15 protein-coding genes are annotated in these 19,051 nt (G+C 70.1%); 7 read left to right on the forward strand and 8 right to left on the reverse strand.

Going from position 1 to position 19,051, the window contains the following annotated elements:
• Positions 1–7 precede the first annotated feature (7 nt).
• The 4 genes from NRY95_12310 to NRY95_12325 are packed head-to-tail and all read left to right on the forward strand — an operon-like array spanning position 8 to position 4,175.
• Positions 8–1,063 (forward strand): quinone-dependent dihydroorotate dehydrogenase, encoded by a 1,056-nt coding sequence (locus NRY95_12310; protein UYC14535.1) that lies wholly within the window; start codon positions 8–10, stop codon positions 1,061–1,063.
• Complete coding sequence (gene murB, locus NRY95_12315) at positions 1,060–2,100, forward strand: UDP-N-acetylmuramate dehydrogenase (protein UYC14536.1); 1,041 nt, start codon at positions 1,060–1,062, stop codon at positions 2,098–2,100. The genes NRY95_12310 and murB overlap by 4 nt, the downstream gene beginning before the upstream one ends.
• Positions 2,101–2,132: 32 nt before the next feature.
• The gene (locus NRY95_12320; protein UYC18578.1) at positions 2,133–3,002 is read left to right on the forward strand and encodes a DMT family transporter; all 870 of its coding nucleotides are present in this window, start codon (positions 2,133–2,135) and stop codon (positions 3,000–3,002) included.
• A gap of 60 nt (positions 3,003–3,062) precedes the next feature.
• Positions 3,063–4,175: a TPM domain-containing protein gene (locus NRY95_12325; protein ID UYC14537.1), complete on the forward strand. Its 1,113-nt coding sequence runs from the start codon at positions 3,063–3,065 to the stop codon at positions 4,173–4,175.
• Positions 4,176–4,191: 16 nt separating this feature from the next.
• Here NRY95_12325 and NRY95_12330 read toward each other — a convergent pair whose 3' ends face one another.
• Both NRY95_12330 and ispG read right to left on the reverse strand, forming a co-directional pair.
• Positions 4,192–4,914, reverse strand: coding sequence for a phosphatase PAP2 family protein (locus NRY95_12330; protein UYC14538.1), 723 nt, complete (start codon positions 4,912–4,914; stop codon positions 4,192–4,194).
• Positions 4,895–6,160 (reverse strand): flavodoxin-dependent (E)-4-hydroxy-3-methylbut-2-enyl-diphosphate synthase, encoded by a 1,266-nt coding sequence (gene ispG, locus NRY95_12335; GenBank protein UYC14539.1) that lies wholly within the window; start codon positions 6,158–6,160, stop codon positions 4,895–4,897. Before ispG ends, NRY95_12330 begins: the two co-directional genes overlap by 20 nt.
• A gap of 104 nt (positions 6,161–6,264) precedes the next feature.
• Here ispG and NRY95_12340 point away from each other — a divergent pair, with 104 nt between their 5' ends.
• The 3 genes from NRY95_12340 to NRY95_12350 all read left to right on the forward strand — a co-directional run bounded on the left by NRY95_12340 (position 6,265) and on the right by NRY95_12350 (position 9,960).
• Entirely contained in the window at positions 6,265–7,488 is a 1,224-nt protein-coding gene (locus NRY95_12340) for an ATP-binding protein (GenBank protein ID UYC14540.1), read from the forward strand.
• On the forward strand, positions 7,485–8,051 hold the full coding sequence (locus tag NRY95_12345) for a response regulator transcription factor (GenBank protein UYC14541.1): 567 nt from the start codon (positions 7,485–7,487) through the stop codon (positions 8,049–8,051). Before NRY95_12340 ends, NRY95_12345 begins: the two co-directional genes overlap by 4 nt.
• Before the next feature lie 121 nt (positions 8,052–8,172).
• The gene (locus NRY95_12350; GenBank protein UYC14542.1) at positions 8,173–9,960 is read left to right on the forward strand and encodes a sensor domain-containing phosphodiesterase; all 1,788 of its coding nucleotides are present in this window, start codon (positions 8,173–8,175) and stop codon (positions 9,958–9,960) included.
• 119 nt (positions 9,961–10,079) lie between these two features.
• Here the strand turns inward: NRY95_12350 and NRY95_12355 are convergent, their stop codons facing one another.
• The 6 genes from NRY95_12355 to panB all read right to left on the reverse strand — a co-directional run bounded on the left by NRY95_12355 (position 10,080) and on the right by panB (position 19,029).
• The gene (locus NRY95_12355; GenBank protein UYC14543.1) at positions 10,080–11,642 is read right to left on the reverse strand and encodes a sodium/sugar symporter; all 1,563 of its coding nucleotides are present in this window, start codon (positions 11,640–11,642) and stop codon (positions 10,080–10,082) included.
• Positions 11,643–11,894: 252 nt separating this feature from the next.
• Positions 11,895–14,264, reverse strand: coding sequence for an exo 1,3/1,4-beta-D-glucan glucohydrolase (locus tag NRY95_12360; protein ID UYC18579.1), 2,370 nt, complete (start codon positions 14,262–14,264; stop codon positions 11,895–11,897).
• Positions 14,265–15,082: 818 nt separating this feature from the next.
• Positions 15,083–16,597, reverse strand: a complete 1,515-nt coding sequence (gene pgi / locus NRY95_12365; GenBank protein UYC14544.1) for a glucose-6-phosphate isomerase — start codon at positions 16,595–16,597, stop codon at positions 15,083–15,085.
• Complete coding sequence (locus tag NRY95_12370; protein UYC14545.1) at positions 16,594–16,974, reverse strand: aspartate 1-decarboxylase; 381 nt, start codon at positions 16,972–16,974, stop codon at positions 16,594–16,596. Before NRY95_12370 ends, pgi begins: the two co-directional genes overlap by 4 nt.
• A 400-nt stretch (positions 16,975–17,374) precedes the next feature.
• Positions 17,375–18,214 carry a pantoate--beta-alanine ligase gene (panC, locus tag NRY95_12375; protein ID UYC14546.1) on the reverse strand — a complete coding sequence of 280 codons (840 nt, stop codon included), beginning with the start codon at positions 18,212–18,214 and terminating at the stop codon, positions 17,375–17,377.
• Positions 18,211–19,029: a 3-methyl-2-oxobutanoate hydroxymethyltransferase gene (gene panB, locus NRY95_12380; protein UYC14547.1), complete on the reverse strand. Its 819-nt coding sequence runs from the start codon at positions 19,027–19,029 to the stop codon at positions 18,211–18,213. Before panB ends, panC begins: the two co-directional genes overlap by 4 nt.
• Positions 19,030–19,051: the final 22 nt, after the last annotated feature.

The following is a 19,051-nucleotide window of genomic DNA, read 5'->3' on the forward strand; positions in this document are numbered from 1 at the left end:
AGTGCCCATGTATTCCCTCGCCCGCCCGTTCCTGTTCGCCTTCGACGCCGAGCGCGCCCACGCGCTGGGCCTGCGCGCGATCGAGATGGCCTACCGCACCGGCACCAATCCGCTGCTGGCCAAGGCGATCGCGCCGATGCCCACGCGCGCGTTCGGCCTGGAGTTCCCCAATCCGGTCGGGCTGGCCGCAGGCCTGGACAAGAACGGCGAGCACATCGACGCGCTGCTGGCGCTGGGCTTCGGCTTCGTCGAGATCGGCACCATCACCCCGCGCCCGCAGCAGGGCAATCCGAAGCCGCGCATGTTCCGGCTGCCGCGCGAGCAGGCGGTGATCAACCGCATGGGCTTCAACAACCTCGGCGTGGACGCGCTGGTGCGCAACGTCGAACGCGCGCGCCGCCGCCACGGCCTGCTCGGCATCAACATCGGCAAGAACAAGGACACGCCGAACGAGGACGCTGCGTCGGACTACCTGCATTGCCTGGAAAAGGTCTATGCGCTGGCCGACTACGTGACCGTCAACATCTCCTCGCCGAACACCGCCGGCCTGCGCGAGCTGCAGGAGGAACAGGCGCTGCGGCAACTGGTGTCGCAATTGCGCGAGGCGCAGGAAGCGCTGGCCGCGCGCCATGGCAAGCGCGTGCCGATGCTGGTCAAGGTCGCGCCGGACCTGAGCGACAGCGATATCGACGCGGCGGCGCGGGTGCTGTCGGACCTGCAGGTGGACGGGGTCATCGCCACCAACACCACCGTCGCCCGGCCCGGCCTGGAGCGCAACGCGCTGGGCGCCGAGGCCGGCGGCCTGTCAGGCGCGCCGCTGCTGGGCCAGTCCACGCTGGTGCTGCGCCGCCTGCGCGCGCGCCTGCCCGAGGCGATCCCGCTGATCGGGGTCGGCGGCATCCTCTCCGGCGCCGATGCGGTGGCGAAGATGGCCGCCGGCGCGGCGCTGGTGCAGTGCTACAGCGGACTGGTGTTCCGCGGCCCGGAGCTGATCGGCGAATGCGTCGAGGCGATGCGCCGGCGCCGCGAGGCGCCCAGCCGCGGCGCGGTCGCCGCGCTATGAGCAACGCCTGGTCGCTGACCGCGAATGCACCGCTGCAGGCGCTGAATACCTTCCATGTCGCCGCGCAGGCGCCGTGGCTGCTGCAGATCTTCGCCCCCGACGCGCTGCCCGAGGCGCTGCTGGCGCCGCAGCTGGCCGGCGCGGCGCTGCTGCCGCTGGGCGGCGGCAGCAACATGCTGTTCGCCGGCGACGCGCCCGGCGTGGTGCTGGCCTTCGCCAACCGCAGCATCGACACGCTCGAACACCGCGCCGACTACGCCATCGTCCGCGCCGGCGCCGGCGTGGGCTGGCACGAACTGGTCATGTGGTCGCTGGCGCAGGGCCTGTCGGGCCTGGAGAACCTGGCGCTGATCCCGGGCACGGTCGGCGCCGCGCCGATCCAGAACATCGGCGCCTACGGCGCGCAGGTCGGCGAGTTCGTGCATGTGGTCGAGGCCTACGACCGCGCCGACGCGCGCTTCGTGCGGCTGGATGCGGCCGCCTGCGAGTTCGGCTACCGCGACAGCCTGTTCAAGCGCCAGCCCGACCGCTACCTGATCGCCGCGGTGGAATTCAACCTGCCGCGGCTGCATGCGCTGCGCCTGGACTACGCCGGCATCGGCGAGGAACTGGAGGCGCTCGGCATCGCCATGCCCGGCGCGCCCGACGTGGCGCAGGCGGTGATCAATATCCGCCGCCGCAAGCTGCCCGACCCGGAGGTGCTCGGCAACGCCGGCAGCTTCTTCAAGAATCCGCTGCTGCCGGCCGAACAGGCGCAGGCGCTGCAGCACGCGTACCCAGCGCTGCCGGTGTTCCCCGGCGACGGCGAGGACCAGCGCAAGCTGTCGGCGGCGTGGCTGATCGAGGCCTGCGGCTGGAAAGGCCACCGCGACGGCGATGCCGGCGTGTCCGCCGCGCACGCGCTGGTACTGGTCAACCACGGCCAGGCCAGCGGCGCCGAGCTGCTGGCGCTGGCGCGGCGCATCTCCGCCTCGGTGCTGGAGCGCTTCGGCGTGATCCTGGAGCCGGAACCGCGCATCGTCGGCGCGCACTGGTGAAGCAACCGGTGTCGCTGCGCGCGGCCGCGCTGATGCTGGCCAGCACGCTGTCGTTCGGACTGATGGTGATCGCGATCCGGCTGGCCTCCGCGCACCTGTCCACGGTGGAGATCGCGTTCTTCCGCAACCTGTTCGGCTTGCTGTTCCTGCTGCCGATGCTGCTGCGGCCGGGGCAGTCGCTGCCGCGCACCACGCAGTTGCCGCGCTACCTGCTGCGCACCGCGATCGGCCTGGTGTCGATGCTGGCCGGCTTCTGGGCGATCGGCCACCTGCCGCTGTCGCAGGCGATCGCGCTGTCCTACTCCACGCCGCTGTTCGTGACCCTGGCCGCGGCGTTCTGGCTCGGCGAGAACGTGCGCCTGCGGCGCTGGATGGCGGTGCTGTGCGGCTTCGCCGGCGTGCTGATCATCCTGCGCCCGGGCGCGGCCACGTTCAGCGCCGGCACCCTGATCGCGCTGCTGGCGGCGGTGATGGGCGCACTGGTGGCGATCCAGATCAAGCAGCTGGCACGGGTGGATTCGGCCAACACCGTGGTGTTCTACACCTATGCGTTCTGGGTGCCGATGTCGCTGCTGCCCGCCCTGTTCGCCTGGACCTGGCCGCAGGGCATCGACTGGCTGTGGCTGCTCGCCACCGGCCTGTTCGGCACCCTCGGGCAACTGCTGTGGACGCGCGCGCTGCGCATCGGCGAAGTCTCGGCGCTGACTCCGATCAGCTTCATGCAGCTGCCGTTCGTGGCGCTGCTGGGCTGGTGGCTGTTCGCCGAGGCGATCGCCCCGCACACGCTGCTCGGCGCGAGCATCATCATCGCCGCCAACGTCTACATCGCGCATCGCGAATCGGTGCTGGCCAGGCGCGCCGCCACGCACGCGCCGCTGGAAGGCGCAAAACCGGGCGAATGACGGTGCCGCCGCGCCTGGGCGACACCATAATGGGCGCACGATCGATTGCAAAGAACGCCGATGCGGACCCTGCGCCTGCTTGTCATCACCGCGCTCGCCCTGCTGCTGTGGCCGACACTGCCTGCCCGCGCCGTCGCGATTCCCGCGTACACGCCGAACGTGGTCGACCCGGCCGGGGTCCTGACTGCGGCGGAGCGGCAGCGCGTGAACGCTTCGCTGCAACAGGTCCGCGACACGCAAGGCATCTGGGGCGCGGTCTACATCGTGCCCTCGCTCGACGGCCGCAGCATCGAGGAGCTTGCCGAACGCGCGTTCAAGACGTGGCAACTGGGGCAGAAGAGTTCCGACAACGGCCTGCTGCTGGTGCTGTCCATGCAGGAACGCCGCTCGCGCTTCGAGGTCGGCTACGGACTGGAGGGCAGCCTGCCCGACATGGTCGCCAAGCATGCGCTGGACGATTACCTGGCGCCGCGGATGCGCCAGGGCGACACGGCCGGCGCGATCGTCGACGCCTTCGGCTTCATGGCGCGCGTCGCCGCGAAGGACCCGGACAGCGTCGCCGAACTGTCGCACCCCACATCGCGCTCGGGCGGCGACGACAAGAGCGACTGGGTGCGCGGCGGCATCGCCTGGGCCGGCCTGCTGACGCTGGTGTGGCTGCTGCCGCCGCTGCAACGGCACTGGATGCGGCACCTGCGCGCACGTCTGCTGCGGCATCATCCCGAGCTGGGCGACGCACCCGAGGACATCGCCGAATCGAAGCGCAAGCAGAGTTCCTTCGGACTGTTCCTCAAGCTCTTCCTGACCCTCAACCCGGGCGTGTTCGTGTTGGTCCTGTCGGCCCTGTTCCCGCTGGCGTTCTGGCTGTGGATCGCCGCCGAGCTGCTGGCGCCGGTGCTGATCCTGGCGCTGTCGGGCCGCCGCTATCGCTCGCCGCAACGCTTCCGTGCCTTCCTGCAGCAGCAGGCGCGCAAGCGCAAGGCGCTGATCCGCAAAGGCCATGTGGTCGAGACCGCGCCCGGCGCGTTCGCCTACACCGCGGCGTACTACGCCAGCGAGGCGGCGTCCTCGTCGTCCTCCGGGTCCTCGTCGTCCTCGTCCGGCAGCTCCAGCGGTTCGTCTTCCTCCGGCGGCGGCAGCTCCGGCGGCGGCGGCGCCAGTTCGAGCTGGTAGCTGCAGTGCTCCGCGCTCAGGCGGAACGGCGCCGGCGCCGCCAGCGCGGGCGCCGTTCGCCGCGGAACATCAGCAGGTACAGCCCGAGCACCCAGGCCAGCGCCGCGCACCAGCCGCCGAGGATGTCGGAGGGGTAATGCACGCCCAGGTAGATCCGCGACACGCCGACCAGCAACACGAACGTGCTGGCCAGCAGCAGCACCGGCCAGCGCCAGCGGGTGCGCCAGGCCAGCGCGACCAGCACCGCGACCAGGGTCATCGACCCCATCGCGTGGCCGCTGGGAAAGCTGAAGGTATGCTCCGGCGCGATCGACTCCCACAGGCTGGGCCGGTCGCGCTGGAAGAACTGCTTGGCGCTCAGGTTCAACAGCGCCGAACCGACGAACGAGAACCCGGCGAACATGGCCTCGCGCCAGCGCCGCAGGCCCAGCAACAGCAGCACGATCAGCGTGTCCAGCGGGATCACCCCGTACTGGTAGCCGGCCTCGGTGACCACGCTGAAAAACCGGTCCCAGCCCGGCGAAGCCAGCGCGCGCATGCTCCACAGCAGCGGCTCGTCGAAATAGAAATTCTCCAGTTCGTGGACCTCGTCGGCCAGCGCCACGAACACGCCCATCGGCAGCAGCACCCCGGCGAACAGCAGGCCCATGCGCCAGGCATTGCGGCGCAACCAGTGCCGCACGCCGGCGGCTTGCCCGGCGGCTTGCTCGGCCGGGCGGCTACCCGGCGCGGCGGACATACTTGGTTTCGACGTACTCGTCGATCAGCGCGACGAATTCGTGGGCGATGTTCTCGCCACGCAGGGTGACCGTCTTTTCGCCATCGACGAACACCGGCGCCGACGGCGCCTCGCCGGTCCCCGGCAGCGAGATGCCGATGTTGGCATGGCGCGATTCGCCCGGCCCGTTGACCACGCAGCCCATCACCGCCAGGGTCATGTTCTCGGCGCCGGGATGGCTCACCTTCCACTCCGGCATTTTCGCGCGGACGTGGTTCTGCACCACCTTGGCCAGTTCCTGGAAGAACTCGGAGGTGGTGCGGCCGCAGCCCGGGCAGGCGGTGACCAGCGGGGTGAAGGCGCGCTGGCCGGTGGTCTGCAACAGTTCCTGGGCGACGATCACCTCCTGCGTGCGCGACTGGCCCGGCTCGGGCGTCAGCGAAATGCGGATGGTGTCGCCGATGCCTTCCTGCATCAGCACCGCCAGCGCCGCGCTGGAGGCGACGATGCCCTTGCTGCCGATGCCGGCCTCGGTCAGGCCCAGGTGCAGCGCGAAATCCGAGCGCTGCGCCAGGTCGCGGTACACCGCGATCAGTTCCTGCACGCCGCTGACCTTGCAGCTGAGCACGATGCGGTCGCGGCCCAGGCCCAGTTCCACCGCGCGTTCGGCCGAATCCAGCGCCGAGCGAATCAGCGCCTCGCGCAGCACCCGGCCGGCATCCCACGGCGTTTCGCGGCGCGAATTCTCGTCCATCAGCTGCGCCGCCAGGGCCTGGTCCAGCGAGCCCCAGTTGGCGCCGATGCGCACCGGCTTGTCGTACTGCAGCGCGAACTCGATCAGCTGCGCGAACTGGGTGTCCTTCTTCTTGCCGAAACCGACGTTGCCGGGGTTGATGCGGTACTTGGCCAGCATCTCGGCGCACGCCGGCTCGGCGGCCAGCAGCTGGTGCCCGTTGTAATGGAAGTCGCCGATCAGCGGCACCTCGATGCCCATCATCCGCAGCTTGTCGACGATGCGCGGGATCGCCGCGGCCGATTCGGCGTTGTTGACGGTCAGCCGCACCAGTTCCGAGCCGGCGCGCCACAGTTCGGCGACCTGCTTGACCGAGGAGGCCACGTCGGCGGTGTCGGTGTTGGTCATCGACTGCACCACGATCGGCTTGCCGCCGCCCACGACGACGCCCCCGACGCGGACCGGCTGGGTGGAACGGCGCGCCCAGGGCGCGGCGTCGGAAGGGGGGGTGGGTCGGCTGACGGCGTCGTACATGCGCGCATTTTAGCGTGAGCGGGCGGCCGCGCCCCACCCCGGCGCCGGGGACTGCGACGGTTTGTCGCAGACAGCCGTGCGCGCTAGCGCATACGATGCGCGCCATGACCTCCACCGATGCCTCGTTCCTGCGCACCCTGTGCAGCCTGCGCTGGCTGGCCACCGCCGGGCAGGCGGCCACGATCCTGGTCGCGACCTGGGCGATGCGCCTGCCCTTGCCGCAGCTGCCGCTGTGGTCCGGGGTGGCCGCGCTGACCCTGTTCAACCTGTATGCGCAGCTGCGCCTGCGCCATGCCGACACCGCCGCGCCGGCCACCGCCTTCGGCCACATCCTGGTCGATGTGACCGTGCTGACCTGGATGGTCGGCTGGAGCGGCGGCATCGGCAACGCCTTCGGCTCGCTGTTCCTGGTGCTGATCGCGCTGGCCGCGCTGGCCCTGCCGCTGCGCTGGGCGCTGGCGGTGGCGGTGGCCTGCGTGGCCGGCTACGCGGTCAGCGCGCTGTTCGGCCTGCCGCTGCCGCGCGGCCCGCACCAGGCGCTGGACCTGCAGCGCTGGGGCATGGCCGCCAACTTCCTGCTGTCCACCATCGTGGTGCTGGTGTTCTCCACCCGCCTGGCGCTGTCGCTGCGCGAGCGCGAGCGCGAGCTGGCGCTGCTGCGCGAGCGCTTCACCCGCAACGAGGGCATCGTCGCCCTGGCCACCCATGCCGCCTCGGTCGCGCATGAGCTGAATACGCCGCTGGCGACGATGACCCTGCTCACCGACGACATCGTCGAGCAGATCGAGCAGCCGGAACTGCGCGAGGACCTGGAAACCCTGCGCGAACTGCTGGTGCAGTGCCGCGAACGGGTGCTGGCGCTGGCCGCACCGGCGCAGCGCGCCGGCGGCGGCACGGTGTCGCTGGCGCACGTGCTGCACCAGTGGCAACTGGTGCGCCCGACCGTGCAACTGCGCCGCAACGACGACGCGCCGCTGCAGCTGCGCCTGGAAAGCGCGATCGGCCACCTGCTGCAGGTGCTGCTGAACAACGCCGCCGACGCCGGCGAACGCGCCGGCCATCCGCAGGTGGACCTGAGCGTGCGGGTCACCGGCAGCGAACTGGTCGGCGAGGTCCGCGACTACGGCGGCGGCTTCGACGCCAACCAGGTCGCGCTGCCGGCCACCCTGTTCCGCAGCGGCAAGCCCGACAGCATGGGCGTGGGCCTGGCGCTGTCGCATGCCACCATCGAACGCCTGGGCGGCGAACTGTGGACCCAGCCGGCGCCGGACCACGGCGCACGGGTCGGTTTCCGCCTGCCGCTGCTCGCCCTGGAGACGCCCGCATGAGCAACGACGCCCCGCTGGGCCTGCTGGTCGACGACGACCCGCTGTACCTGCGCACCCTGCAACGCACCCTCGCCCGCCGCGGGCTGGAGACGCTGACCGCCGACAGCGGCGCCGCGGCGCTGGCCCTGGCCACGGCGACGCCGCCGGACTACGCGCTGATCGACCTCAAGCTCGGCGACGAATCCGGCCTGGCCCTGATCCAGCCGCTGCGCGCGATCCGCGCCGACATGCGCATCCTGCTGGTCACCGGCTACGCCAGCATCGCCACCGCGGTGGAGGCGATCAAGCTCGGCGCCGACGACTACCTGCCCAAGCCGGCCACCGTGCAGATGATCCTGCGCGCGTTGAGCCTGGAGGCGGACGGCACCGAGGACGACGACGGTGTCGAGCTGCCCGACGCGATGACCCCGCTGAGCCGCCTGCAGTGGGAGCATATCCAGCAGGCCATGCACGAAACCGGCGGCAACGTCTCGGCGGCCGCGCGCCTGCTCGGCATGCACCGCCGCTCGCTGCAGCGCAAGCTGGCCAAGCGCCCCAGCCCGCAGCGTGACCCGCCGCGCTGAGCCGCGGCGGCCGCCATCCCGACATAACATCGCGTTCACCTTTCCCACCCGCAGCTGTTCGCCCGGCGCGCGTCCCGCCGCCCGCCATTCAAGTCGCCCATCCACGCGCCGCTAATCTGGCATGCCTGCATCCTCGCCCCCGCCGCTGCCCGACGAATCGAAGAGGCTGGCCTCCCTGCGCCAGCTGTGCCTGCTCGACACCCCGGCCGACCGCGTCTTCGACCTGATCACCCAGCTGGCCGCGCGCACCCTGCACGCCCCGATCGCCCTGGTCTCGCTGATCGACGAACAGCGCCAGTGGTTCAAGTCCCGGGTCGGCCTGGACGTGGCGCAGACCCCGCGCAGCCAGGCGTTCTGCGCGCATGCGATCCACAGCCCCGAATTGCTGGTGGTGGAGGACGCGCGGCAGGATCCGCGCTTCCGCGACAACCCCCTGGTCACCGGGCCGCCGTTCATCCGCTTCTACGCCGGCGCGCCGTTGCTGCTGGCCGACGGTACCGGCCTGGGCACCCTGTGCGTGATCGACAGCAAGCCGCGCAGCGACTTCGACGAGGGCGCGCGGCGGACCCTGCAGGAACTGCGCGATCTGCTGCTGATGCGGATCGAGACCCTGCGCAACACCGGCTTCGTGGATCCGCTGACCGGCCTGCCCAACCGCAGCCGCTTCAACGAAGACCTGACCATGTGGCTGTCGCTGCAGACCACCGACCAGCACGACACCGGCGTGGCGATCGACGTCTGCGGCACCGAGTATTTCCGCGACATGGTCAAGGCATTGGGCTGGGAATACGCCGAGGGCTACGTGCTGGCCACGCGCGACCGCCTGCTCAAAGCGCTGGACGGACTGCCGACCTACCGCATCGACACCACCAGTTTCGCCTTCGTGGTGGAGGGCAACGACCCGGTGCAGCTGGCCCAGCGCTGCGAGCGCGTATGCAGCGCCTTCGCCGAGGCGATCGAACACCAGGGCATCCCGCATGCCGCGACCCCGTCGATCGGCGCGGTGCGCCTGGACGGCGCACTGAGCGCCAACCACACGCTACGCTCGCTGACCACCGCGGTGGACAGGGCGCGCCAACGCGGCCTGCCGTGGAGCCTGTACGAACGCAACCACGACGCCAGCCAGCGCAATGCGTTCCGCTTGCTGGCCGCGCTGCCGGAGGCGTTGAGCGCGCCCGAGCAATTGAGCCTGCACTACCAGCCACGGGTCAGCCTGCGCAGCGGCGAATGCGTCGGCGTGGAAGCGCTGCTGCGCTGGGAACACCCGCTGCTGGGCACGGTCGCGCCCAGCGACTTCATCCCGCTGGCGGAAAAGACCGCGCTGATGAGCCGGGTCACCGCCTGGGTGCTGCAGGCCGGCATCGCCCAGGCGGCGCTGTGGAAGCAGCAGGGGCATGGTTTCAGCGTGTCGCTGAACGTCTCGGCGGTGGACCTGGAGCAGGCCGGCTTCATCGCCACGCTGCGCGAGCTGCTGGCGCGCCACACGCTGGAACCGGGCCGCATCGAGATCGAGTTCACCGAGAGCGCGATGATCCTGCATCCGCTGCGCGTGGCCGAACAGCTGCAGGCGATCAGCGCGCTGGGGGTGAAGATCGCCATCGACGACTTCGGCAGCGGCTACAGCAACCTCAGCTACCTCAAGCGCGTCCCCGCCAACGCGCTGAAGATCGACCAGTCGTTCATCCGCTCGCTGCCGAGCAGCCACAAGGACTGCATGATCGTGCCGTCGATGATCCGGCTCGGCCACGATTTCGGCCAGCAGGTGGTGGCCGAAGGCATCGAGACGGAAGAGATCTACGCCATGCTGCGCGAATGGGGCTGCGACGAGGGCCAGGGCTACTGGATCGCGCGGCCGATGCCGGCGGCGGCGCTGGAGGCCTGGCTGGCCACGCCATGGCGCGACGCCTGAGCGCGCGCGCCCGACACCGCAGCGAGCGCCAGGGCGTGTCATCGATTCCCGAGTAGGTCTGCCTGGGGATTGATGACCCAGCCTGGGACGCGGCGGCTGCGGCGATGCTCAGGCGGCGCTCACCAGAACACCGCGTACAGCGCGATCAGGATCGCGACCACGCCGACCGCGCCGACCTTGAAGCCGAGCGTGGTGCCGTAGCCGACGTCGTCGGTGCGGATCAGATCGCGCGCCTGCGTGGCCGGGGTGAGCAGCGACACCACCACCGCCAGGACCAGCGCCGCCACGAACACCACGCCGATGCGGTCCATGAACGGCAATGCCGGCCAGGCGAACTTGAGCGCGAACGACAGCACCACCGAACCGATCGCCGCGGTCAGCGCGCCGGCTTCGTTGGCGCGCTTCCAGAACAGGCCGAGCATGAAGATCACCACCACGCCCGGGGTGAAGAAGCCGGTGAATTCCTGGATGAACTGGAAGCCCTGGTCGAAGTTGCCCAGCAGCGGCCGCGCGGTGAGGATGCCGATGAGCACCGACGCCACCGCAGCGATGCGGCCCACCCGCACCAGGCGCTTCTGTTCGGTCTGCGGGCGGAACTTGGCGTAGAAATCCAGGGTGAAGATCGTCGCCACCGAATTGATCTTCGACGCCAGCGAGGCCACGATCGCCGCCACCAGCGCGGCGAACACCAGGCCGAGCACGCCGCTGGGCAGCAGCTGCATCATGGTCGGATAGGCCTGGTCGGGCTTGGCCAGGTCCGGCGCCAGCACCACCGCGGCGATGCCCGGTACCACGATCACCAAGGGCATCAGCAGCTTCAGGAACGCGGCGAACACCATGCCCTTCTGCGCCTCGCCGAGGTTCTTGGCGGCCAGCGCGCGCTGGATGATGTACTGGTTGAAGCCCCAGTAGCTGATGTTCATCACCCACAGCCCGCCCAGCAGCACGCTCAGGCCGGGCAGATCCTTGTAGAACGGGTTGTCCTTGGACAGGATCATGTGGAAGTGTTCCGGATGCGCATTCCACAGGTGCCTGAAGCCGGCCAGCATGCCGGCGCCGTCGCCGATGCGCGACAGCGTCAGCCAGGCGACCAGCAGCCCGCCCAGCACCAGCAGGGTGACCTGCACGATGTCGGTCAGCGCCACCGCCTTGAGCCCGCCGTACAGCTGGTAGACCAGCGCGAACACGCCGATCAGGGCCAGCGCCAGGGTCTGGTCCATGCCGGTGACCTGGCTGACCGCGATCGAGCCCAGCCACAGGATCGAGGTCAGGTTGACGAACACGTACAGCAGCAGCCAGAACACCGCCATCAACGTGCGGATCCACTTGCCGTAGCGCTGCTCCAGGAACTGCGGCATGGTGTAGATGCCGTTGCGCAGGAAGATCGGCAGGAAGAACTTGCCGACGATCAGCAGGGTCAGCGCCGCCATCCATTCGTAGGACGCGATCGCCAGGCCGATCGCATAGCCGGAACCAGCCATGCCGATGATCTGCTCGGCGGAGATGTTGGCCGCGATCAGCGACGCGCCGATCGCCCACCACGGCAAGGTCTTGCCGGCCAGAAAGTAATCCTCCGCGCTCTTGCTGTGCCCGGCCTTCTCCCGCGACACCCACTGCGCGAGCACGAAGATGCCCGTCAGGTAGACCACTACGATCGCAATATCCAACGTTGCCAGACCCACTGCACTTCTCCCACGGGCCGCGGCCCTTTCGCCTGTGTATCGATGCCCCCGTCCGCTCCGGACGGGCGTTGTTTTTGAAGGGTCAGCGCAACCGCGAGCGACCGCCACCATGCCGCCGCACAGCAGGCGGCGGCCCATGTCGCGGCCGCTGCCTGTCCGCTGCAACCCTGGTATTCCCGCCCTGCGCCGCTTGTGTCCGTACAGCGGCAGGCCGGCAAGTGACGGCGCCGCCACATGCGCGTCAGGTGCGCATCAGCGCACCGGGCAGTCGACCACGTTCTGCGCGTCGTTGCTGGCGCCCAGCGCGATCCGCGACAGCGCCAGGTCCAGCGTGCCGTCGCTCTCGATCACCGGCAGCCGCTCCAGCCTGGAGACGTCCGCGCCGGCGACGCTGAAACACTTCAACGGCACGCCCAGCGTGCGCCATTCGCCCTTGGGCAGCGCCGCCAGCGGCGGGCCCAGATCGACCTGCGCGGCGCAGCCGTTGCCGCAGGTCACGCCGATGCGGGTGTTGCCGCTCGGCGCCGCATCCACCTTCAGGGTCAGGATCAGCTGCACGTCGCCATTGCTCTCGCGCGACACGTCCAGCGGCCTGGGCAGCACCAGCGCCATCCCCGCCCTGCCCTTGCCCGACCATTCGAAGCGGCGCGCATCCTCCTGCGCCTTGTGGTCGATCGCGGTGACCTTGAGCGACCCGTCGGCCAGCGCCGCCGGGGTCGTCACCGCCGGCAGATTGGCCTGGCTGGCGCCCTGCAGGATCATGTTGATGCCCGCCGCCGGCTTGCCGCGCTCGAAGTACACCCCGCCCACCGCCTGCGCGCCGGACACGCCGGAGACTTCGGACAGGCGGATCAGATCGCCCTTGTCGGCGTAGCGCAGGCCATAGCCGAACGCGAACTGCGGGTTGTAGTTCTTCTGGCCGACGTTGTTGGCGTACTGGGTCGCAGTCCGCGGCCAGGAGAAGCTGAGCTTGCCGTGGAAGTCGTACTGGATGCCGCCGTCCGGCTTGCGCAGCAGCACGTCGGCGATGCCGCCGCCTTCCGACCCCGGCAGCCACGCGGCGACGAACGCATCGGCGGCATTGATCTCGCGGTTCACCCACAGCGGACGCCCGCTCAGGAACACCGCCACCACCGGAATGCCTTCGGCCTTGAGCTTCTTGATCAGCTGCAGGTCGCTGTCGTCGCCGGGCTTGTACAGCAGCGTGGCGATGTCGCCCTGGAACTCGGCATAAGGATTCTCGCCGAACACCACCACCGCCACGTCGGGCTTGTTCTGGTAGTTGCCGTCGATCGCCAGTTCGGCGCTGCCGCCGGCGGCCGCGACCTGCGCCTGCAGGCCCTCCCAGATCGTGTTGCCGTTCGGGTAGTCGGCGCGCTTGGTGCCGGTGCCCTGCCAGTTCAGCGTCCAGCCGCCGGCCTGCTTGCCCATGTCGTTGGCGCCGTCGCCGGCGACCAGGATCTTGCTCTGCGGCTTCAGCGGCAGCAGCTGCTTCTGGTTCTTCAGCAGCACCAGCGACTCGCGCACCGCCTGCCGCGCCACCGCGCGGTGCTCGGGCGCGCCGAGCAGTTCGAACTTGCCGCCGAGCGGACGCTGCGACGGCTTGCCGGCCTCGAACAGGCCCAGCCGCAGCTTCACCCGCAGGATCCGCCGCACCGCGTCGTCCAGCCGCGCCATCGGGATCTCACCCGACTTGACCGCCTTCAGCGCGCTCTCGTAATAGCCCTTCCAGCTGTCCGGCGCCATCAGCATGTCCACGCCGGCGTTGAACGCGGCCGGGCAGTCGTCGTTGCGGCAGCCGGGCACCTGGCCATGGCCGTTCCAGTCGCCGACCACGAAGCCGCCGAAATGCATCTGCCCCTTCAGCACGTCGGTCAGCATCGGCTTGTTGCCGTGCATCTTCACGCCGTTGAAGCTGTTGAACGAGGCCATCACCGTCTGCGCGCCGGCGGCGATCGCCGGCGGATAGCCGGCGCCGTGGATGTCGCGCAGCTGCTGTTCGCCGACCCGGGTATCGCCCTGGTCCTTGCCGTCGGTGGTGCCGCCGTCGCCGAGGAAATGCTTGACCGAGGCGATCACGTGCGAGCCGTCGAGGAAGCCGGGCTGCCCGGGCACGCCCTGCAGGCCTTCGACCACCTTGCCGGCGAAACTGGCGACCACCTCGGGCGATTCGGAATAGCCCTCGTAGGTGCGGCCCCAGCGATCGTCCTGCGGCACCGCCACGGTCGGCGCGAAGGTCCACTCCATGCCGGTGGTGCGGGTCTCGGCGGCGGTCACCGCGCCGATCTTGCGCATCAGCTCCGGGTCGCGCGTGGCGCCCAGGCCGATGTTGTGCGGGAACAGGGTGGCGCCGACGATGTTGCTCTGCCCGTGCACCGCATCGATGCCGAAGATGATCGGGATCGCCAGGCCGCCGTTGCCCTTGTCCATCGACGCCGCGTAGTAGGCGTCGGCCAGCTTCAGCCACTGCGCCGGGCTGGCGTCGTACTTGCCGTCGGGGTCGGAATTGCCGCCGGCCAGCACCGAGCCGATGTGGTACTTGCGCACGTCGTCCGGGGTCATGCTGGCGATGTCGCCCTGCACGATCTGCCCGACCTTCTGCTCCACCGTCATCTGCGCCATCAGCTTGGAAATGCGCGCCTCCAGCGCCGCGTCCTCGGCCAGCGGCCAGGCCGGCGACGGCCACAGCTGCGGGTGGATCGCCGGCGGTGCGGCGGCGGCGGCGGCAGGGGCGGCCGGAGCCGATCGGCCGGGGCCGGCCGCCGCCAGCGCAAGCAGGCCCAGCGCGGCCGCGGTGGCCAGCGCAGTGCGAATCGGCGCAGACACGCCAGCGGACTGTTTTTGCAAGATCTTCCCTCCCAGGAACGGCGAACGCACGACACACGGCGACCGCGCTCCCTCCCGAGACGCGCGACCGGGGCCTACGCTTCATTAATCGCCCCGACCCTGTCAACAAGGTCGCGAGGTATGCCTGGTCCCGCTATGGATATTGGATTGCGCTATAGCGATGGAATACCGGCAAGGCCGGCCCGCCGCGTGATCGCAGCATCGCCAGCCACCGCCCTGTTCGCGCCGGCAAACACGCTTGCTGCGCCGCAACACTGCCGTGCCGGAGAACTGCGCAACTCTGACGCGGCGATGGCGCCCTCTGTGGACGGTCTGCGGCGTCATGCGACGCAGCGTTTTTAGCGCCGATCCAGTCGGACGATTGCAGCGCCCATCTCCGCTCGTCGCGACTGAAGTCGCTCCCACAGACTTCTCTGCGCTATCGCGCGGCAGGTCAACCGACAAGCAAGGTGCGTGAGCCCGCTGCGGTTTCTCGAGCGGGCAGTCGGCGCCTGCCGTGCAGGACGAGCCCGCTCACGGATACCGGAAGCGTAGCGCGCGGCAAAAACGAACGGGGCCCGAAGGCCCCGTTGCAGGACACCCGAAAGCGCGGCTCAGCCGCGCAAGCGCGCCAGCACCGCGCGCGTCACCGGGTCGGCGACCTCGGTGGTTTCGCCCTGCAGCGCCGGCAGCAGCTGGCTGGCCAGTTGCTTGCCCAGTTCCACGCCGAACTGGTCGAAGGCGTTGATGCCCCAGATCACCGACTGCACGTAGACGCTGTGCTCGTACATCGCGATCAGCGCGCCCAGCGCCTGCGGGGTCAGCGCGTCGAGCAGGATCAGCGTGCTCGGGCGGCCACCCGGGTAGTCGCGGTGCGGGTCGTCGCTGCCCTGCCCGTTCGCCAGCGCCTCGGTCTGCGCCAGCAGGTTGGCCAGCAGCGCCTGGTGGTTGACGGTGTAGGGAGCGTCGTTGTGGATGCAGCCGATGAAATCGGCCGGCACGATGCTGGTGCCCTGGTGCAGCGCCTGGAAGAAGCTGTGCTGCACATCGGTGCCGGCGCCGCCCCACCATACCGGCACGGTGTCGGCCTGCACCGGGCTGCCGTCCAGGCGCACGCGCTTGCCCAGGCTTTCCATCACCAGTTGCTGCAGGTAGGCCGGCAGCAGCGCCAGGCGTTGGTCGTAGGTCATCACCGCCTGTGTGGCGTAGCCGAGCACGTTGCGGTTCCACAGCGTGGTCAGCGCATGCAGCACCGCCACGTTGCGCTGCAGCGGCGCGGTGAGCGCGTGCTCGTCGAACTGCGCGGCGCCGGCCAGCAGCTGCTCGAAGCCGTCGGCGCCGATCGCCAGCGCGATCGGGAAGCCCACCGCCGACCACAGCGAATAGCGCCCGCCGACCCAGTCCCACATCGGCAGCACGCGGCTGGCGGCGATGTCGAAGGCCTTGGCGGCGCGTTCGGGATTGGCGCTGACCGCGTACAGGCGTTCGCTGCCGCCGAGCCAGTCGCGCAGGATCTGGCCGTTGAGCAGGGTTTCCTGGGTGCCGAAGGTCTTGGAGATCAGCACGCCGGCGGTGCGCGCCGGATCCAGCGTGGCCAGCGTGCGCTGCATCGCCGCGCCGTCGACGTTGGAGACGAAATGCACGCGGAAGCGCGCGCCTTCGACCGGACGCAGCGCGTCGGCGACCAGGCGCGGGCCCAGGTCGGAACCGCCGATGCCGACGCTGACGATGTCGGTGACCTCGGTCTGCGCCAGCGCCTCGATCAGCGCGCGCATGCGCTGCTGCACCTCGCGTGCGCTGGCGTTCGCTTCGGCCGCGACCGGCGCGCCGCTGAGCTCGCCGCGCAACGCGGTATGCAGTGCGGCACGGCCCTCGGTGACGTTGACCGTCTCGCCGCGGAACAGGCGCTGGAACGCGCCGGCCACGTCGTGCTCGGCGGCCAGCGCGAGCAGCGCGGCGAGCGCGGCGCGGTCGTATTTCTGCCGCGCGAAGTTGAAGTACAACGGTCCGACCTGCAGCGCCAGGTCGTCGACCCGGCCGGGCTCGGCGGCCAGCAATTCGGGAAGGCGCAGCCCGCGCAAACGCTGGGCGTGGGAGTGCAGTGCGTCGAAACCGTTGGACTGTGTCATGCGGCCTGCTTCGGGATGCTGTGGTTGGTATGGGTGATCTTGTTGGCGCCGTCCACGTAGACCAGGGTCGGCTGGAAGCGCGCGGCTTCCTCTTCGCTCATGCCGGCGAAGGCGGCGATGATGATCAGGTCGCCGACCTGCACGTGGCGCGCGGCGCCGCCGTTGAGCGAAACGATGCCGCTGCCTTCGTCGGCGCGGATCGCGTAGGTGCTGAAGCGTGCGCCGTTGGTGACGTCCCAGATATGCACCTGCTCGAACTCGCGGATGCCGGTGGCGTCCAGCAACAGCCCGTCGATGGCGATCGACCCTTCGTAGTTGAGCTCCGAATGGGTGACGGTGGCGCGGTGGATCTTGGTCTTCAACAGGCTCAGTTGCATGCTTGCGGTACTGCGGTGAGGAAAGACGCGCAGTTTAACAGCCGAGGGGTTAAGCGGCGGTGGCAGCAAGGCTTGGCTGCAGGTGCATGGCGTTGTCCACCGCGCGTCCCGGCATGCCGAGCGCAGGACATGATTTGGCTGCCTGACGCGGCAATGCGCGATGCGGGCGACGCAACCGCGGCCGGTCGCGCGGCGGATCCCGCGGTTGCCGATCGCGTCGCCAAGCGGCGGGCCTGGCGGCTTCGGCTCAAGCCTCTCCTGCAGTGCACCCAGCCGGCTCACAGCCCCCCGTGGGAGCGACTTCAGTCGCGAGGCGCGAGGCCAACCGGCGATCCGCCACTCTCGACCGCATTCGGCACGGCGCCGACGCCATGGCAGCCACAACGCACTGCCGCCGCGCTCAGAACTCCAGATTGTCGATCAGGCGGGTGCGCCCCAGGCGCGCGGCGATCAAGGCCACGCGCGGGCCGTCCTGGTCGTGCGGTTCGCTCAGGTCGGGCAGGCGCAGCACGGTGTAGTCGACCTCGAAGCCGACCTCCTGCAACTGTCGGGTCGCCGCCGCCTCGATCGCGGCGCGCGGCTGCCCGGCGACATGCCCGTCGCGCATCGCCAGCAGGGTCTGGCGGATCTGCGCCGCGCGCGGCCGCTCTTCGGCCGACAGGTACTGGTTGCGCGAGCTCATCGCCAGGCCGTCGGCCTCGCGCACGATGCCGCCGCCCAGGATCTCGATCGGGAACGCCAGGTCGGCGACCATCTGCCGGATCACCGCCAGCTGCTGGTAGTCCTTCTTGCCGAACGCGGCCAGGTCCGGCTGCACCTGGTTGAACAGGCGCGCGACCACGGTGCAGACGCCGTCGAAATGGCCCGGGCGGCAGGCGCCTTCCAGCACTTCGCTGACCCCGGGCGTGTGCATGCGCAACGCCAGCTCCACGCCCAGCGGATACATGCTCTCCACCGTCGGCAGCCACAGCACGTCGCAACCGGCGCCTTCCAGGCCGCTGGTGTCGGCTTCGGGGGTACGCGGGTAGCGGGTGAAGTCCTCGTTCGGGCCGAACTGGGTCGGGTTGACGAACACGCTGGACACCACCCGGTCGGCGTACTGCCGGGCCAGCATCACCAGCGAGAAATGCCCGGCATGCAGGTTGCCCATGGTCGGCACGAAGGCCACGCGCAGGCCCTGCCGCTTCCAGCCGGAAACGACGGCGCGCAGCCGGGCCAGGTCGGTGATGGTGTCGATCATTTGGCGTAGGCGTGTTCGGCGTCGGGGAAGGTGCCGGCGCGCACCGCGTCGGCGTAGGCGCGCACGGCACCGGCGATGGAGCCGCCGTCGGCCAGGAAATCTTTGACGAAACGCGGCCGCCGGTGGCCGCTGTCCAGGCCCAGGAAGTCGTGCAGCACCAGCACCTGGCCGTCGCAGTCGGGACCGGCGCCGATGCCGATGGTGGGGATGTCGAGCGCGGCGGTGATCCGCGCGGCCAGCGGCGACGGCACGCATTCGAGCACCAGCAGCGCGGCGCCGGCGGCGGCCACCGCCTTGGCGTCGTCGAGCAGCTTGGCCGCGGCGGCCTCCTCGCGGCCCTGGATCTTGTAGCCGCCGAAGGTCAGCACCGACTGCGGGGTCAGGCCCAGGTGCGAACACACCGGGATGTCGCGCTCGCTGAGGAAGCGGATCACCTCCAGCTTGTGCCCGGCGCCCTCCAGCTTGACCATCTCCGCGCCGGCCTGCAGCAGCCGGGTCGACGCGTCCAGCGCGCGCTCCGGGGTGGCGTCGGACTGGAACGGCAGGTCGGCCACCAGCAGCGCGCGCTGCAGCACCCGTGCCACCGCGGCGGTGTGGTAGACGATGTCGTCCACGGTCACCGGCAGGGTCGAGTCGTGGCCCTGCACCACCATGCCCAGCGAATCGCCGATCAGGATCAGGTCCACGCCGTTGGCGTCGAACGCGCGCGCGAAGCCGGCGTCGTAGGCGGTCAGCATCACCAGTTTCTGCTGGCGGCGCTTGGCCTCGGCCAGGGCGGGAACGGTCCAGGGCTTGCTGTCGGCGTGGCTGCTCATAAGCTCATGCGGTGCGGTGATA

Source organism: Xanthomonas campestris pv. phormiicola (assembly GCA_025666215.1).
Taxonomy (GTDB): Bacteria; Pseudomonadota; Gammaproteobacteria; order Xanthomonadales; family Xanthomonadaceae; genus Xanthomonas_A; species Xanthomonas_A campestris_A.

Bases quoted from the DNA above. Each gene is read 5' to 3' on its own strand.
- NRY95_12310 (UYC14535.1), top strand. From the start codon at position 8: ATGTATTCCCTCGCCCGCCCGTTCCTGTTCGCCTTCGACGCCGAGCGC.
- murB (UYC14536.1), top strand. From the start codon at position 1,060: ATGAGCAACGCCTGGTCGCTGACCGCGAATGCACCGCTGCAGGCGCTG.
- NRY95_12320 (UYC18578.1), top strand. From the start codon at position 2,133: ATGCTGGCCAGCACGCTGTCGTTCGGACTGATGGTGATCGCGATCCGG.
- NRY95_12325 (UYC14537.1), top strand. From the start codon at position 3,063: ATGCGGACCCTGCGCCTGCTTGTCATCACCGCGCTCGCCCTGCTGCTG.
- NRY95_12330 (UYC14538.1), bottom strand. From the start codon at position 4,914: ATGTCCGCCGCGCCGGGTAGCCGCCCGGCCGAGCAAGCCGCCGGGCAA.
- ispG (UYC14539.1), bottom strand. From the start codon at position 6,160: ATGTACGACGCCGTCAGCCGACCCACCCCCCCTTCCGACGCCGCGCCC.
- NRY95_12340 (UYC14540.1), top strand. From the start codon at position 6,265: ATGACCTCCACCGATGCCTCGTTCCTGCGCACCCTGTGCAGCCTGCGC.
- NRY95_12345 (UYC14541.1), top strand. From the start codon at position 7,485: ATGAGCAACGACGCCCCGCTGGGCCTGCTGGTCGACGACGACCCGCTG.
- NRY95_12350 (UYC14542.1), top strand. From the start codon at position 8,173: ATGCCTGCATCCTCGCCCCCGCCGCTGCCCGACGAATCGAAGAGGCTG.
- NRY95_12360 (UYC18579.1), bottom strand. From the start codon at position 14,264: ATGGCGCAGATGACGGTGGAGCAGAAGGTCGGGCAGATCGTGCAGGGC.
- pgi (UYC14544.1), bottom strand. From the start codon at position 16,597: ATGACACAGTCCAACGGTTTCGACGCACTGCACTCCCACGCCCAGCGT.
- NRY95_12370 (UYC14545.1), bottom strand. From the start codon at position 16,974: ATGCAACTGAGCCTGTTGAAGACCAAGATCCACCGCGCCACCGTCACC.
- panC (UYC14546.1), bottom strand. From the start codon at position 18,214: ATGATCGACACCATCACCGACCTGGCCCGGCTGCGCGCCGTCGTTTCC.
- panB (UYC14547.1), bottom strand. From the start codon at position 19,029: ATGAGCAGCCACGCCGACAGCAAGCCCTGGACCGTTCCCGCCCTGGCC.